Annotated in this window: 12 protein-coding genes; 4 read left to right on the forward strand and 8 right to left on the reverse strand. The window is 71.3% G+C overall.

Annotation, left to right across the window (positions count from 1 at the left end):
* Window positions 1-55: 55 nt before the first annotated feature.
* From ETAA1_RS11565 to ETAA1_RS11575, 3 genes are all read right to left on the reverse strand, one after another.
* Window positions 56-1102 (reverse strand): PepSY-associated TM helix domain-containing protein, encoded by a 1047-nt coding sequence (locus ETAA1_RS11565; protein ID WP_238389421.1) that lies wholly within the window; start codon window positions 1100-1102, stop codon window positions 56-58.
* A gap of 71 nt (window positions 1103-1173) precedes the next feature.
* A complete protein-coding gene (locus tag ETAA1_RS11570) occupies window positions 1174-1395 on the reverse strand; it encodes a hypothetical protein (RefSeq protein ID WP_145237894.1) in 222 nt (73 codons plus the stop codon).
* A 13-nt stretch (window positions 1396-1408) separates the two neighbouring features.
* Window positions 1409-2353, reverse strand: coding sequence for a DUF1559 family PulG-like putative transporter (locus ETAA1_RS11575; protein ID WP_145237897.1), 945 nt, complete (start codon window positions 2351-2353; stop codon window positions 1409-1411).
* A gap of 311 nt (window positions 2354-2664) precedes the next feature.
* On the opposite strand from ETAA1_RS11575, the gene hemP reads away from it, so the two are divergent.
* From hemP to ETAA1_RS11590, 3 genes are all read left to right on the forward strand, one after another.
* The gene (hemP, locus tag ETAA1_RS11580) at window positions 2665-2838 is read left to right on the forward strand and encodes a hemin uptake protein HemP (protein ID WP_145237899.1); all 174 of its coding nucleotides are present in this window, start codon (window positions 2665-2667) and stop codon (window positions 2836-2838) included.
* Window positions 2839-3082: 244 nt separating this feature from the next.
* Window positions 3083-4162 (forward strand): hypothetical protein, encoded by a 1080-nt coding sequence (locus tag ETAA1_RS11585; RefSeq protein WP_145237902.1) that lies wholly within the window; start codon window positions 3083-3085, stop codon window positions 4160-4162.
* A gap of 94 nt (window positions 4163-4256) precedes the next feature.
* Window positions 4257-5738, forward strand: coding sequence for a DUF11 domain-containing protein (locus ETAA1_RS11590; protein WP_145237904.1), 1482 nt, complete (start codon window positions 4257-4259; stop codon window positions 5736-5738).
* 73 nt (window positions 5739-5811) lie between these two features.
* Here ETAA1_RS11590 and hflX read toward each other — a convergent pair whose 3' ends face one another.
* The 4 genes from hflX to dapF all read right to left on the reverse strand — a co-directional run bounded on the left by hflX (window position 5812) and on the right by dapF (window position 10574).
* Window positions 5812-7083, reverse strand: coding sequence for a GTPase HflX (hflX, locus tag ETAA1_RS11595; RefSeq protein WP_238389422.1), 1272 nt, complete (start codon window positions 7081-7083; stop codon window positions 5812-5814).
* An 80-nt stretch (window positions 7084-7163) separates the two neighbouring features.
* A complete protein-coding gene (locus tag ETAA1_RS11600) occupies window positions 7164-8942 on the reverse strand; it encodes a glycosyltransferase family 87 protein (RefSeq protein WP_145237906.1) in 1779 nt (592 codons plus the stop codon).
* A 51-nt stretch (window positions 8943-8993) separates the two neighbouring features.
* Window positions 8994-9704, reverse strand: coding sequence for a lysophospholipid acyltransferase family protein (locus tag ETAA1_RS11605; RefSeq protein ID WP_145237909.1), 711 nt, complete (start codon window positions 9702-9704; stop codon window positions 8994-8996).
* Between the two features lie 18 nt (window positions 9705-9722).
* Window positions 9723-10574, reverse strand: a complete 852-nt coding sequence (gene dapF / locus ETAA1_RS11610; protein WP_145237910.1) for a diaminopimelate epimerase — start codon at window positions 10572-10574, stop codon at window positions 9723-9725.
* A gap of 89 nt (window positions 10575-10663) precedes the next feature.
* Here dapF and ETAA1_RS11615 point away from each other — a divergent pair, with 89 nt between their 5' ends.
* Window positions 10664-11161: a hypothetical protein gene (locus tag ETAA1_RS11615; protein ID WP_145237913.1), complete on the forward strand. Its 498-nt coding sequence runs from the start codon at window positions 10664-10666 to the stop codon at window positions 11159-11161.
* Between the two features lie 22 nt (window positions 11162-11183).
* Here the strand turns inward: ETAA1_RS11615 and ETAA1_RS11620 are convergent, their stop codons facing one another.
* Window positions 11184-14504: an efflux RND transporter permease subunit gene (locus ETAA1_RS11620; RefSeq protein WP_145237916.1), complete on the reverse strand. Its 3321-nt coding sequence runs from the start codon at window positions 14502-14504 to the stop codon at window positions 11184-11186.
* Window positions 14505-14536 lie beyond the last annotated feature (32 nt).

Raw genomic sequence — 14536 nt, forward strand, 5'->3', positions numbered from 1 at the left:
GTCGCCGCTTGCGGCGTAGCGGTGTTAGCCGCTACGCCGCAAGCGGCGGATCGGATTACCCCGTTAGCGCCGCGTGTATCCCGAGCGTGAGCACGGTCGCCGCCGCGGCGCTGAACACGAGCACCACCGCGCCGAGCTTGCGCGTGCCCTTCAACTGCCACCACATCACCAGCCCCGACACGCCCCAGAAGCACATCGTGCCGGCCATCACGTCCACCACCACCGCCCAGAACCACCGCGCGGTCTGCTCGCCCGGATACCCGTGAGTCGTGTGCAGCCGCAGCAGGAAGCGCCGCCAGCCGAGCTCGGTCGCGGGCGCGGCCCCTTCGGGCGAGCCGCTCACGGCCCCGGTCTGCGGGTTGTAGCTGGCCGTCCACGTGCGGCCGTCGGCCTCGACCGGGAAGGAGATGTCCGGCACCGACGTGACGGTCACCTCGCCGGTCGGGAAGCCGGTCCGCTCCAGGATCGTCGGCACAGCCGCCTTGAAACGGTCGTGCAGCTGGTCCGGCAGTTTCACGCCCTCGCCGGGGGCGTTGGTCGCGCCGCCCTTCATCCCCCCCCTCGTGCCGCCCTTGCCGCCCTTGTCGCGGCCGCCGGCCTTCGCCGCGCCGGTGGCGAACGGCGCCTTCTCCGGCTCCGCCTTCTCGACGGCCGGCGGCGTGACGCGGACGGTGCCGCCGCCGTTCTTAACGTCCAGCAGCACGCTGACGGTCTGGCTGTCGGCCTTCACGGTGGCGAACGCGAAGTCGCGGGCGAACTTTGCCGCGCCGGCCAGCTTGTACGGCGTCGCCGGCGTTTGCTGCTCGTTCAGCTTCGCCACGACCGCCTCGGCGACCGCGGTCGGGGCGGGCGCCTCGGCCAGTGCGGTGCCGGCGGTCGCGGCCGGGCCGAACGTCGTCGTCGGCTGGTCGCTGAACGCCGCGGGGTGGTTGAACAGGAACGCCGTGACGCCGTACAGCACCGCCCACGGGAACAGGAACAGCCCCAGGTACAGGTGCAGCCGGCGGACGACGTGCATCAGCCGCTTGTGGAGCGGCCGCGGGCGCGGGGCGGCCGTGGGGGCGGGTTCGACTTCGGTCGGGTCGAGCCAGACGGTACTCATGGGGATAATTCGGGTGGTGTATGCGGATGAAGTCCGGGCGGGGGGGTCGCCCGGGGTGGCCATCAGGGCACCTACCGGCCTCTCTTCTTGCCCGCCTCGGCCAGCTTCCTCCGGGCGTCGTCGTCGAGGTTGTTCAAGACGTACGGGTCGGACTGCTCCTCGGCCGGCATCTTCCGGAACACCTCCCAGGTGATCTTCTTGCTCGGGTCGCCGGCCGCCGGCGCCGACGACCCGCCGCACCCGGCCGCAGTCAGCGCCAGGACCGCGGCGACTGCGCAGGACATTCGCTTCACGTCGTGAACTCCGTTAGTCGAGGGCGGTGAGGACTTCGCCGCCGTTGCGGCTGCCGAGGGCCTGGTAGGTGGCGTGCGGAATGGACTGGCGGATCAGCCGGGTGGACCCGTCGGCCAGGACGAAGTGTACCCCCTGCGGGTGAACGCTGCGGAACGAGTACAGACCCCGGTTCCACCAGGCGTCCCCGGTCGGGGCGACGGCCGGCTCGTCGGCCGTGTTCAACGGGGTGTTGGTCCACGTCCAGGACACGAACGGGTGGCCGTTGTGCCAGAACGTCCGCCCCGTCCGCGGCTGCCCGGCGTTCGGGCCGGACGTGTAGGTCCACCCGCGGATGGTCCAGTGCATCTCCCCGGCCAGCAGGGTGTTCGAGGTGCCGTCGGGTACCCCGGTCAGCGTCACCTTCCCGTGGATGGCCGGGACGATCATCCCGTCCGCCCGGGAGGCGTACAGGTGAACGGCCGGGTCCACCACCCGGTTGCCGGCGCAAAAGCCGTAGCTGCTCCACCCGGGGCCGGGGTCCGGGGACGGGGCCGGCATGGCCGGGGCGATGAACGTCTTCACCGGCTGCTGGGTGAGGGTCAGGTTGCTCCACCCGTCCGGCCCGGGGGTGGGGTCGGAGGAGGACAGGCCGGGCTGCCACCGCTTCGAGACGGCCTCCTGCTCGAGGTGCGGCAGGATGTCGGTGAAGGCGCTGTACAACCGGGCGTTGGTGGCGCTGCTCGACCCGCTGCCGCCCGCGGCCTCGGCGTAGTTCGCCGAGGGGAAGCGGTTGTTCGCGTCGTGGAACATGTGGGCGGCCAGCCCGATCTGCTTGAGGTTGTTCAGCGACTGGGTGCGGGCGGCGGCCTCGCGGACCTTCTGCACGGCGGGCAGGAGCAGCCCGATGAGGATCGCGATGATGGCGATCACCACCAGCAGCTCGATCAGGGTGAACCCGCGGGTACGAACACGACGCATGGGGGCAGCCCTCCGGTTCCGGGGAACGGGGTCAGGCGAGCCGCGTTGCGACGGAGGGTGAGCCGCCCGGTGAGGGGCCGCGTCCCGAACGTTGGCGGAGCGTACTCGGCGGGCGGGTACTGCAGTTCAACCGCGGCACCCGGCCTTGTTGCAGATGAGACACAATCTCAACAAGACGCCTTTACCTTAGCCGGCGTCGGGATACAGTCAAGAACCAGTGGCGAAAAAATCGCACCGGATCGCTCCCAGATCGGGGAGCCGGTGTGGAAAAGCCGCTTCTGCTGATACCGCGTCTCACCCACGGGTGGCCCATGCCCGATTCGCACGACGACGACCGCGCCGACATCCCCGCCGACGGCGAGCCCTCGCGCGTGCTCCGGGCCGCGGAATTGTTCGGCGACAGGCGCGAGGTGTGGATCGAGTTGGACGGCGTCCGCTACCGACTGCGGATCACGCGACGGGGTAAGCTGATTCTTCAGAAGTAGCGAGGTCGACGGCCGGGCCCGGCCGTTCTCGGGATTGCCCCGCTTCTCCCACCCCTTCACCCTTTCACCCCTTCACCGGTTCCCGCCCTGCCCGTCGTGCCGGTCGCGCCGGGTTTGACCAAAGTTCGGGGTTTCGCGGTGCCGAAACCTGTAGCGACGCGACCGGCCGCACGAACTCTGTTCGCAGGGATCGCCCCCGCCCGGGGTACCGGTCCCCGGGGGTGCGACGACGCTGGGGGGAACCATGAAACGGACCACGACCACGCTGGCGCTGTTGGCCGGGTTCGGCGGCGGGTGTACCACCCCCGACCGGGCCGAGAACCCGTCCGGGAAGTTCGGGGCCGTCACCCGGCCCGCCACCATCCCGGGCGTCCAGGGGCCGGGCGGTGAGCCGGTCACGATGACCACCGCCCGCGGGGCGGCGCCGACCTCCGAGAAGAAGACGATGCTGTCCGCCGTGATGCCGGCCGGCGGCAAGTCCGCCGGCGGCAAGGTCGTGCAGGCCAACCTGCCCGGCGGCCTGTACACCGACGGCGGCGTGAAGCAGGTCAACGGTTTCGGTGGCGGCGGCCCGGGCGTCCCGCCGGTCGGCGGCATCCTCCCCGTGCCGGGGATGGGGCCGCCCGGAGCCGTCGCCGCGGTCGGGGCGATGGTGCCCCCGTTCCGGGCGCCGGCCACGAACGCCCGCACCTCGGTCCGGTTCACCGGCCCGCAGGGGATGCGAATCACGTGGCAGCTGCCGACCGGCGGGTTCAACGACGAGGGCAGCGGGCTGACCGCCCCGAAGGAGTACAACTTCGTCCAGGGGCAGGTGTACCGCCTGCGGCTGACGAACATCATGCCGAACTTCCCGGGCCGGGTGTTCTACCCGACGCTGGAGATCGCCCCGGCTACGCCGCGGACGCTGACGTTCCTGGCCCACGCCTCGGTGCCGCTGACGTTCAGCGACGAGGACTTCCGCCAGGCCGCCGACGGCAACCTCGTCGTGAAGGTGGTCTACCTGCCGGACCCGACGTTCCAGGACTTCGCGGCCGTCGGCGGGATCGAGGAGATCGTCTCCACCCGCCTGGAGCCGGGGGCCGACCCGGTGGCCGAGGCCCAGCGCCGCGGCACCATCCTGGCCGTGATCCGGCTCGGCAACATCGACCTGGAGAACCGCAGCTCGCCGGCGATGACCGCGCCGCCGGGCAGCATGATCCCGCCGGTCCCGGGCGTGGGCGGCGGCCCGATGCCGGTCCCGACCGTGCCCCCGCCGACGGGCGCGCTGCCTGGCGGCCCCGGCGCTCTGCCGATGTCGGTCCAGCCGCGGCCGGCGGCGCGCTAAGCGTTGTGGGCGAAGCCCGCCCGCGGCAGCGGGTGGGCGTTCAACCAGAAGCCCGCGGACCGGCGTCCGTGGGCTTTTTTCGCAGGGGTTCGCCATGAACGTCGGTCTGCTCACGCTGGTCGGGTCGCTCGCCGTCGGGCAGCAGCCGCTGCCGCAGCCTGCGCCCGCCGTGCCGGTGATGGCCGCGCCGCAGCCGGGGAGCGGCCTGCCGGTGCCGGCGCCGCTGCTGGCGGCGCGGGTCATCGCCCCGGCGGGCGTCCGCGTCACGGCCAACCCCGGCACCGGCTTCGCCCGGATGCACGACGCGCCGGCCGTGTTCGGCTTCCGCCCCGGGTACGTCTACCGGCTGGAGCTGTCGAACCTGCCGTACCAGCCGGGCCGCGTGCTGTACCCCGAGGTCGAGGTGCGCGGCGTGCTCGTGCCGCGGGCCGGGATGCGGTACATGGACTGGCCCGCGCCGCTGCTGTTTACCCAGGCCGACCTCGACCGCGCCCTCGCCGGCGGCGTCGTGGTCAAGGCCGTGTATCTGGAAGACCCCGAGAAGGCGATCCCGACCGAATTCGGGCTGATGAACCCGGTCGAAATTCCCTCCGGCTCCGAGGAGGAGGTGGTGAACGAGGCCATCGCCAACGGCCGCCTCGTCGCCATCGTCCGGCTCGGCTCCAAGTCCCCGACCGCCGCCGAGCTTCAGGCTTCGGCCGTGGACGGCACCGTACTCGCGCCGGGCGAGCGGCACCTGCGGGCGCCGGCGGCGCCGCCGCAGCTGCCGTTCGCGGTGGCCCGCTTCTTCGACCCCATCGCCGGGCCGCGCGGCCCGGTGGGCGAGTGCTTCATCGACGGCGGCGACCGCCTCGCCCCGCTCGGCATCGGCCCGGCGGGCCGGCTCGGCGGCCTGAACCCGACCGACGTGGGCGTCGAGTACACGATCGACGGCAAGCGGCGCGTCACCACGTCGAACGTGGTGTGCCTGTGCGTGCCGCGGTTCGTGATCCAGCGCACGGAGATCGGGCCGAACGCCCTGGACGTGCCGTTCTCGCTCGCGGTCAACCACAACCTCGTGGCCCCGCAGGCCTTCCGCGAGCGGCAGGCGGCGATGGCCGAGGTCGGCCGCGAGCGGCCGGGTGCGGTGCAGGGCCGGTCGCGGCCGATGGGCTACGTCGGCCTCACCGGCGTGGGCTTCTTCGTCGGCGGCACGCGGCCGGCGATCGTGGGTCAGGTGGACGGCGTGGCCGTGACCGGTGCGGTGGTCGAGCCCGAGGTGCTGACGTGGTATCCGGGTTGCCCGCTGACCGTGTCGAAGGTGATCGACGCCGACGGCGAGGTGCGCTCGGGCTCGGTGGTGACGATCACGCTCCGGTACGTCAACAGCGGCAGCCGGCCGGTGTCGGACGTGGTGGTGAGCGACAGCCTCAGCGGCCGGCTGGAATTCGTGCCGGGTTCGGCGGAGTCGGACCGGGCGGCGAACTTCTCCGCGGGCGAGAACGAGGCGGGGTCGTCGGTGGTGCGCTGGGAGCTGCCCGGCGTGCTGCTGCCGGGGCAGGGCGGTACCGTTCGCTTCCGGGCGAAGGTGCGGTAGTAAGTGCGGCCGGCGAGCGGCCCGCGTGAGCGGGCTGTTCCTGAGCACGTCAACGCGCTCAGGAACAGCCCGCTCACGCGGGCCGCTCGCTCGCGCTCCCGTTCAGGTAGCGCACCTTCACGTCCGGCCCCGCGATGTGGCGGGCCAGGTGCCGCGGCAGGTGGCAGCGGATGACCACCTCGTTCGACTCGTCGTGGAACTCCTGCCGGTAAATCTCCGCGTGGGCGTTCAGGAACGCCAGCACCCGCCCGTTCCCGGCCGTCGTCACCACTTCCGCCTCGGCGAAGTCGGCCGCCAGCGACGCCATCACCGCGTCTTCCAGCTCGGGGATGCCGGCCCCGGTCAGGCCGCTCACCGTCACCGCCTTCGGGTGCTGGGCCGTCAGCAGGTGCAGCCGCGAGTGGTCGGCCACGGCGTCCACCTTGTTCAGCACCAGGATCGTCGGCTTGTCGCCGCACCCGAGCTCGGACAGGACGCTGTTCACCGCCTTGATGTGGTCCTCCGCGTGCGGGTTGCTCGCGTCCACGACGTGCAGCAGCAGCTTGGCGTGCCGCGCCTCGGAGAGCGTGGCGCGGAACGACGCCACGAGGTGGTGCGGCAGGTCGCGGATGAACCCGACCGTGTCCGACAGCAGCACCCGCCCCCAGTCGCGGATGCGCCACTGGCGGGTGCGCGTGTCGAGCGTCGAGAAGAGCTTGTTCTCGACGTACACGTCCGCCTTGGTCAGCGCGTTCATCAGCCGCGACTTGCCGGCGTTCGTGTACCCGACCAGCGACACGGTGTGCTCGGAGCTGCGGCTGGCCACCTCGCGGTCCTTGCGGGCCTGCACCTCGGCGAGGCGGTCCTTCAGGTCGCGGATGCGGCCGCCGACGAGCCGGCGGTCCACTTCGAGCTGCGTCTCGCCGGGGCCGCGCAGGCCAATGCCGCCGCCCTTCTGGCGCGACAGGTGGGTCCACATCTGCTTGAGCCGCGGCAGCGAGTACTCGAGCTGCGCGAGTTCGACCTGCAACCGCGCCTCGACCGTCTGCGCGCGGGTGGCGAAGATGTCGAGGATGACCTCGCTGCGGTCCAGCACCTTGACCCCGAGCGCCTGCTCCAGGTTGCGGGCCTGCGCGGGCGACAGGTCGTTGTCGAACACGACCACGTCGGCGTCCGTTTGCTCGACCAGCTCCTGGAGCTCCTCCACCTTCCCCTTGCCGACGTAGGTGCCCAGCTGCACCTCCTGCCGCTTCTGCGTCAGTTCGCCGACGACGGTGGCGCCGGCGGTCGTCGCCAGCCCGCGGATCTCGTCGCAGGGGTCGTTGGTTGTCCACGGCCGGGCCGGGAGCGCCACGCTGACCAGCACCGCCTTCTCGCTGGAAACCGAGAACTCGGCGCGGTTCGTCTCGAATGCCTTGCTGATAGTCGCACCTCCGCGGGAATCACCTATTGTAGAGGGGCCGCGCCCCCCGGCGGAAGCACCGGACACGCGGTTTTTTCACCGGGTTCGGCCCGCCACAGCAGTTTCACCCCGGCCCACGCCCACAGCAGCACGATCAGGTACGTGTCCCACGGGTAGTCGAGGTTCGCCACCAGCTCGAACGTCGCCGGGCCGACCGTGCCGTCGGGCTTCGTCCGCGACCAGCCGCCGACGAAGGCCGTGGCCTTGAGGTCGTACGGGATCAGCACGTTCTCCAGGGCGTACAGCCCGAACAGCACCGTGAGCGCGAAGGAGTTCACGTAGCCGAGGGCGCGGGTGTCGTCGGCGGCGGGTGGGGGTACGTCGGGTGGCGTGACCGGCGGCGAGACGCGCATCCGCACGACGCGCGTCCGCAGCAGCCGCCCCGGCTCGCCGGCGAGGGCGGCGAAGCCCATCAGCGCCAGGAGCACGTCGTAGTACATGAACCGGTAGCACGTCAGGAACGCGCCCCAGAACAGGAACGCCGCCCCGAGCCCGACCGCCCGGCGGCCGCCGCGCCACAGGCCGATCGCCACCGTCGGCACGAACACCGCCCCCCACAGCCCCCAGGCCAGCAGCGCGGCGAAGCGCGTCTCGCGCTCGGCCTCTGGCTTCGAGAAGTCGTGCAGGTAGCGGCGCGGGATGCCCTGTAAATCCCGGCTCAAATGGATCCACGACTCGTTCACGTTGTACAGGGCCGCGGCCTCGCGCCCGACCGCGAGCCAGTCGAACCACGCCTGCACGCCGACGACCGGGAACGTCGCCACGCCGAGCGCCACGCCGGTGCCGACCATCGCCCCGAGGAACCGCCACCGGCGCTGGAGCAGCGGCACCAGGAAGAACGCCAACGCCCACACCGGCTTGAACGCGAACAGCCCCCACACCACGCCGCCGGCGGCGTCGCGCCCGCGGCTCGCCAGCACCCAGCCCCACACGGCGATGGACAGCGTGAGCGTCGGGTTCTGGCCGAGTTCCAGCGACGGCCCGCACCCGGGGAAGAGCAGCACCGCCGCGGTGCAACCGGACCACCACACGCGCCACCGGCTGAGCGCCGACAGCCCGAGCCCGGCCAGGAACGCGAACCCGAGCGCGACGCACTGGAAGACGTGGCACGCCACCCGCGGCGAGTCGATCAGCCCGAGCGGGGCGTAGAAGAGCCCGTGGACCGGCGGGTACAGCGGCCCGCCGATCGCGGGCTCGCTCACGGCCGCGACGACTTCGGGCGTCACCGCTTCGTGCGCGGCGACACCGTGCGCGAGGGCGGCGAGCGGGTTGCCGGTCAAGTCGGCTGCGAGGGGGAGGGCGGCGGCGCCGCCGACGGTCTTCCACTCGGCCGGGTCGGCGCCCATGAACGTCCACATCAGCCCGTCGGCGTCGTGGCCGGTGTCGTCGGCGGTGCGGGCGAACCGCCACTGGTCTGGCGACTGGAGCGAGTCCTCGCGCTGGGCGGGCGTTTCTTCCGACACCGGGTAGCCGGCGCGGACGACTTGCCACTGCACCTGCCGGTGGTAGAGCTGGCGGCCGTGGCCGAGGGCGATCATGCGGCCCATCACCCACTGGCCGCCGAAGTCGATTTGCGTGTGCGTCAGCGGGTCGGAGAACGGGCGGCGGACGCCGTCGGGCGTGTCCGGCGTGTTGGCCAGCCACGAGCGGGCGGTGTGGTAGCGGTTGAAGGCGATGGCCAGGACGACGGCCCAGGCGACGGCGCGGGGGACCCACCCGCCCGCGGCCCAGCCCCAGACCCGCCGCGGGATCCCCTCACTCACGCCGGCCCTCCGTTCGCACCTCGAACAACGTGCGGGGCCGACCGTGCCGGGTCAAGAGGCGAGCCGGAGAGGCGCGGCGGCCGGCGGCAGCTCCAGGCGGCCGGACTCGGCCCACGCCTCCGCGGCGGCGTTCAGCCGGTCCATCTCGGCCTGGATGAGCAGCCGGTACGGCTCCAGCTGCCCCGCCTTCAGCCCCGGCGGCACCACGATCCCCGCGCCGATGACGCACCGCGCCGCGGTGAACGGCCGGGGTACGGCGAACCGGTCCCAGCTGCCGAGCCGCCACGGCCGGCGGTAGCCGACGCCGACGCACGACACCGTCATCCCCGTCCGCGACGCGACGTAGACGAGCCCGTGCTGCACGACGCGCCGCGGCCCGCGCGGCCCGTCCGGCGTCACGGCCACGTGGCGGAACGGGGCGTTCACGTCTACGAGTTTCCGCACCGCCTCGACTCCCCCGCGCGTGGTCGAGCCGCAGATCATCCCCATGCCGAGCGACGTGATGAGGCTGCCGAGCAACTGCCCGTCGCGGTGCTGGCTGACGAGCACGGCCATCGACGGCCGGCCGAAGTGGACGGTGGGGAAGAGCAGGTTCTCGTGCCAGATCGAGTAGATGACCCGGCCGCCGGGCGGGACGTGGTCCGGGTGGCTCGCCGGGTCGATCGCCTGGGTGCGGGCGCGGAGCGTGCGGACGAGCCCGCGGGTGGCGCGGGTGGCGGCCCAGCCGACGGCCGCGAGCAGGCGCGGGTTGCGGATCTTCATGGCGTCCTGCCGGCGTCGCTACCCCGGCCACTCGCCCGAGAACACCTCGGTCGCGGGGCCGGTCATGTACACGTGGTTGTCGGCTTCCGACCACTCCAGTTCCAGGTCGCCGCCGGGCAAGTGGGCCAGCAGCGTCCGGCCGGTGCGGCCCGTCAGCACGCCGGCGACGCACACCGCACACGCCCCGGTGCCGCACGCCAGCGTGATGCCGCTGCCGCGCTCCCACGTCCGCATCGTGATCTCGCCGGGCGAGTGCACCTTCACGAAGTGCGCGTTCACCCGCCGCGGGAACTCGGGGGCGTGCTCGACCTTCGGCCCCAGCTCGGCCACCAAATCGCGCTCGCCGGCGCGGAAGTACTCGTCGCCGACATACACGACAGCGTGCGGGTTCCCCATCGACACGCACGTCGCCGCGAACGTCACGCCGCCGACGGTCAGCGGCGCGTCCACCGGCGGGTCGCCCGGGAGCGTCGTCGGGATGTCGGCCGACTTCAGGATCGGCTCGCCCATGTTCACGCGGACGCGGCTCACCGTCTCACCCGTCACCTCGACGTCGAGCGTCAGCACTCCGCGGCCGGTCTCGATGAGTAGCCGCGGCTTGCGGGCGATGCCGTGGTCGTACACGTACTTGGCGACGCAGCGAACGCCGTTGCCGCACATCTCGGACTCGGACCCGTCGGCGTTGAACATCCGCATCCGGGCGTCGGCGCGCTCGCTCGGGCAGATCAGGATGAGCCCGTCGGAGCCGATGCCGAAGTGCCGGTCGCTGACGGCACGGGCCAGCGCCGCGGGGTCGGCCGGCGGCCGCTGACGGACGCAGTCGAGGTACACGTAATCGTTGCCGATCCCGTGCATCTTGGTGAACCGCATGGCTGCTCCCGGGTGAGTGGCGGAATTGTACCATCCCGGCCCGGGGCGTGAAGCCCGACCTACAATGGCCGGACCCCAAGGAACCCGCCGTGCTCGTCTACGAATCGACCGAACAACTCCTCGCCGAGCCGCCGGCCCGGCGCTACCTCCACACCATCCTCCTCACCGCGCTGCGCGACAAGGCCGAGCGCGTCGAGGTGCGCTTCATGGAGGGCGAGGGGGCGCTCTACTACCGCGTTAAGGGGAGCGATTGGGAGCTGACGCCGCCGCCGGACGACCTGTACCCGCAGCTCAAGGACGCCGTCCGCGAGGCGGCGCGGCTCGTGCAGCCGGACCGGCCCGACACGACCATCCTGTTCGGCGTGCCGGACGCCCGGTTCGAGCCGATGGAGGTCGGCTGGCTGACGTACCAGCTCGGCGGCTACTGGGTGGACATCGTGGCGCGGATCGACCCGCGCGAGCCCTACGGCTACATCCGCCTCGACATCGACGACCCCGAGGAGTTCGCCGACGCCGCCGGCGACGCGCTCGAAGCCTACGCCGCGACGCTGACGGGTGAGGAAGAACCGGCCGAGCCCGCCTCGTAAGCCGCGGGCCGGTCGCCGCAGGTCAGTGGCCGTCACGGTCCGGGTGGTTCAGGTCACCCGCTCCCGCCGGGGCGGGTTCCGCCTTCCACGGCGGGCCGTGCGTGCCGTTCGCACCGGTACCGTTCGGCGAGTTCGCGTGCAACACCTTCGCGGGCACGTCGGCCGGCTTCGGCTCACCCGGCGTCCTCGGCGGGCCGCTGATCCACTCGCTGATCGTCTGGATCACCAGGTAGAAGATCGGCACGAAGAACACGGCCAGCACCGTCGCCGTGACCATGCCGCCGAACACGGCCGTGCCCAGCGCCTGCCGGCTCGCCGCCCCGGCCCCGGTCGCCCGCACCAGCGGCACCACGCCGAGGATGAACGCGATCGAGGTCATCAGGATCGGCCGGAACCGCAGCCGGCTCGCCTCCACCGCCGCCTCGCGGATCGACCGCCCGGCCAGCCGCAACTCCCGCGCGAACTCCACGATCAGGATCGCATTCTTCGACGCCAGCGCGATGATGAGCACCACGCCGATCTGCGTGTAGATGTTGTTCTCCAGGCCGCGGTACCACACCGCCGCGACCACGCCGAGCAGCCCGAGCGGCACGACGAGGATCACCGCGAACGGCAGCAGCCAGCTCTCGTACTGCGCCGCCAGCACCAGGTACACCAGCAGCACGGCCAGCCCGAAAATCATGACGGCTTCCGGGACTGCCAGCCCGAACACGGTGTACGCCCCGCCGCTGACGCGCCGCTCCTGGTACGCGATCGACGTCCACTCGAACCCCATGGACTTCGGCAGCACCTCCTTCGCCACCTCCTCCATCGCCTCGAGCGCCTGCCCGGAACTCGCCCCCGGCGCCGTCGCCCCCGAGATCGTCGCCGACGGGTACAGGTTGTACCGGGCGATGGCCGGCGGCCCCACCTTCGGCTCCACGGTCAACAGCGTCCCGAGTGGCACCCGCTTGCCGTCGCGGTTGCGAACCTCCAGCCGGCGGATCACCTCGGCGTCGGCGCGGAACTCGGGCTGCGCCTGCACCCGCACCTGGTACGTCCGCCCGAACTTGTTGAAGTCGTTCACGTACACCGAACCCAGGTTCGTTTGCAGCGTCGAGAACACGTCGCTGATCAGCACGCCGAGTTGCTCGGACTTGGCGCGGTCGATCTCCAGGTAGATCTGCGGCACGCCGGCCCGGAACGTCGTGCGAATGGCCGGCGGCGGGGCGATCTCGGGCCGCGTCTTCGCCGCCGTGTCGATCACCGCCTGCGTCCGCTCTTGAAGGACGTCGAGCCCCACCCCCTCCTTGTCCTCGATCTTCAACTCGAAGCCGCCGGCGAAGCCGAGCCCCTGGATCGACGGCGGCACGATCACGAAGATGTTCGCCTCGCGGAACGCGAACAACTCGCCCTGCAGCTCCTTCACCAGCGCCGCCTGCGAGGTCTCGGGCGTCGTCCGCTTCGCCCAGTCGCTCCAGGCGACGAACGCCGTCGCGCCGTTCGGGGCGTTCACGCCGTCGAGCAGCGACAGCCCGCCGATGGTGAACCAGTTCTCGACGACGCCCCGGTCCTTGTACTTGGCGAACACCTTGTTCATCTTGTCGGTCACGGCCTTCGTGCGGTCCAGCGACGCCGAGTCGGGCAGCTGCACGGCGATGACCGCGTAGCCCTCGTCCTCCGTCGGCAGGAAGCCGGTCGGGATCGTGGTGTACCACCAGCCCGTGAACCCGACGATGCCGACGAACGCGGCCAGCACCAGCGGCCACACGGTCAGCAGCAGGCCCACCGACCAGGAGTACAGGCGCTCCACCGGCTTGTAGAAGAAGTCGAACCCGCGGGTGAACCAGTTCTTGCCGGCGTGCGGCTTGAGCCAGGCGGCGCACTGCGCCGGCTTGAGCGTCAGCGCGTTCACCGCACTGATGATGGCCGTGGCCGCGATGGTGAGCGCGAACTGGCGGTACATCTGGCCGGTGATGCCGCCCATGAACGCCGTCGGGATGAACACCGCCATCAGCACCACGGTGATGGCGATGACCGGCCCGGTCACCTCGCCCATCGCCTTGATCGTCGCCTCGCGCGGCGCCGTGCCGTGCTCGATGTGGTGGCTGGCGTTCTCGACGATGACGATTGCGTCGTCCACGACGATGCCGATGGCGAGGATCAGCCCGAACAGCGTCAGCAGGTTCACCGAGAAGTCGAACAGCCACAGGAAGACGAACGCGCCGATGATGGTCACGGGCACCGTGGTGGCCGGCACCAGCAGCGCCCGCCAGCTCTGGAGGAACACGAGGATCACGATCAGCACCAGCACGCCGGCCTCGATCAGCGTGCGGTACACGTTGGTGATGGCCCGGTCCACGAACTTGGTCGTGTCGAACGGGATGTCGTACTCCATGCCGTCGGGGAGCGTCGGCTTGATCCGCTCCATCGCCTCGCGGACGCGGGTCGCCACGTCGAGCGCGTTCGACCCCGGCAGCTGGTAGATGAGAATGTTGCTCGCTTCGAGCGAGCTGCGTTCGGTGTACGAGTCGTACGTCTGCGCCCCGAGCTCGACCTTGGCCACGTCGCGGAGGTAGACGGTGCGGCCTTCCGCGCCGGCCTTCACGATGACTTCTTCGAACTGCTTCACGTCGGTGAGTCGGCCCATCGTGGTGACGGTGAGCTGGAACGCCTGCCCGGACGGGTTCGGCGGCTGCCCCACCTGCCCGGCCGCGACCTGCACGTTGTGTCTGGCCAGCGCCCCGACAACCTCGTTCGTCGTGATTTGGCGCGCGGCCAGCTTGTCCGGATCGACCCACACCCGCATGGCGTAGGAGCCGACGCCCTTCGCCAGCACGTCGCCGACGCCGTCGACGCGGGACAGCTCGTCGCGGAGGCGGAGGTTGGCATAGTTCGACAGGAACAGGCCGTCGAAGGTGCCGTCTTTCGACGTGAGCGACACGACGAGCAGAATGCTCGGCGACTGCTTCTTGACGGTGACGCCCTGCCGCCGCACTTCCTCGGGTAGCCGCGGCTCGGCGACGCGGAGGCGGTTCTGCACGAGCACCTGGGCGTCGTCCAGGTTGGTGCCGATCTCGAACGTGATGGTCAGCTGGTACGACCCGTCGGCGCTGGACGTGGACGCCATGTACATCATCCGCTCGACGCCGTTCACCTCCTGCTCGATCGGCGCCGCGACGGTGTTGGCGACCACCTCGGCGTTCGCCCCGGGGTAGTTGGTGCTGACGGTAACCGTCGGCGGCGTGATGGACGGGTAGCGCTCGACCGGCAGCCGCCGCAGCGCGACGACGCCGAACAGCACCATGAGGATGGCGAGGACGTTGGCGAAGACGGGGCGGTCGATGAAGAAGCGCGAGATCATTCAGGTTCCGCGTAATGCCCACACCCGGCGAA

Source organism: Urbifossiella limnaea, assembly GCF_007747215.1.
Taxonomy (GTDB): Bacteria; Planctomycetota; Planctomycetia; order Gemmatales; family Gemmataceae; genus Urbifossiella; species Urbifossiella limnaea.

Coding starts and splice junctions, on each gene's coding strand:
- ETAA1_RS11590 (WP_145237904.1), top strand. CDS start 4,257: ATGAACGTCGGTCTGCTCACGCTGGTCGGGTCGCTCGCCGTCGGGCAG.
- ETAA1_RS11585 (WP_145237902.1), top strand. CDS start 3,083: ATGAAACGGACCACGACCACGCTGGCGCTGTTGGCCGGGTTCGGCGGC.
- ETAA1_RS11620 (WP_145237916.1), bottom strand. CDS start 14,504: ATGATCTCGCGCTTCTTCATCGACCGCCCCGTCTTCGCCAACGTCCTC.
- ETAA1_RS11565 (WP_238389421.1), bottom strand. CDS start 1,102: ATGAGTACCGTCTGGCTCGACCCGACCGAAGTCGAACCCGCCCCCACG.
- ETAA1_RS11575 (WP_145237897.1), bottom strand. CDS start 2,353: ATGCGTCGTGTTCGTACCCGCGGGTTCACCCTGATCGAGCTGCTGGTG.
- dapF (WP_145237910.1), bottom strand. CDS start 10,574: ATGCGGTTCACCAAGATGCACGGGATCGGCAACGATTACGTGTACCTC.
- ETAA1_RS11605 (WP_145237909.1), bottom strand. CDS start 9,704: ATGAAGATCCGCAACCCGCGCCTGCTCGCGGCCGTCGGCTGGGCCGCC.
- hemP (WP_145237899.1), top strand. CDS start 2,665: ATGCCCGATTCGCACGACGACGACCGCGCCGACATCCCCGCCGACGGC.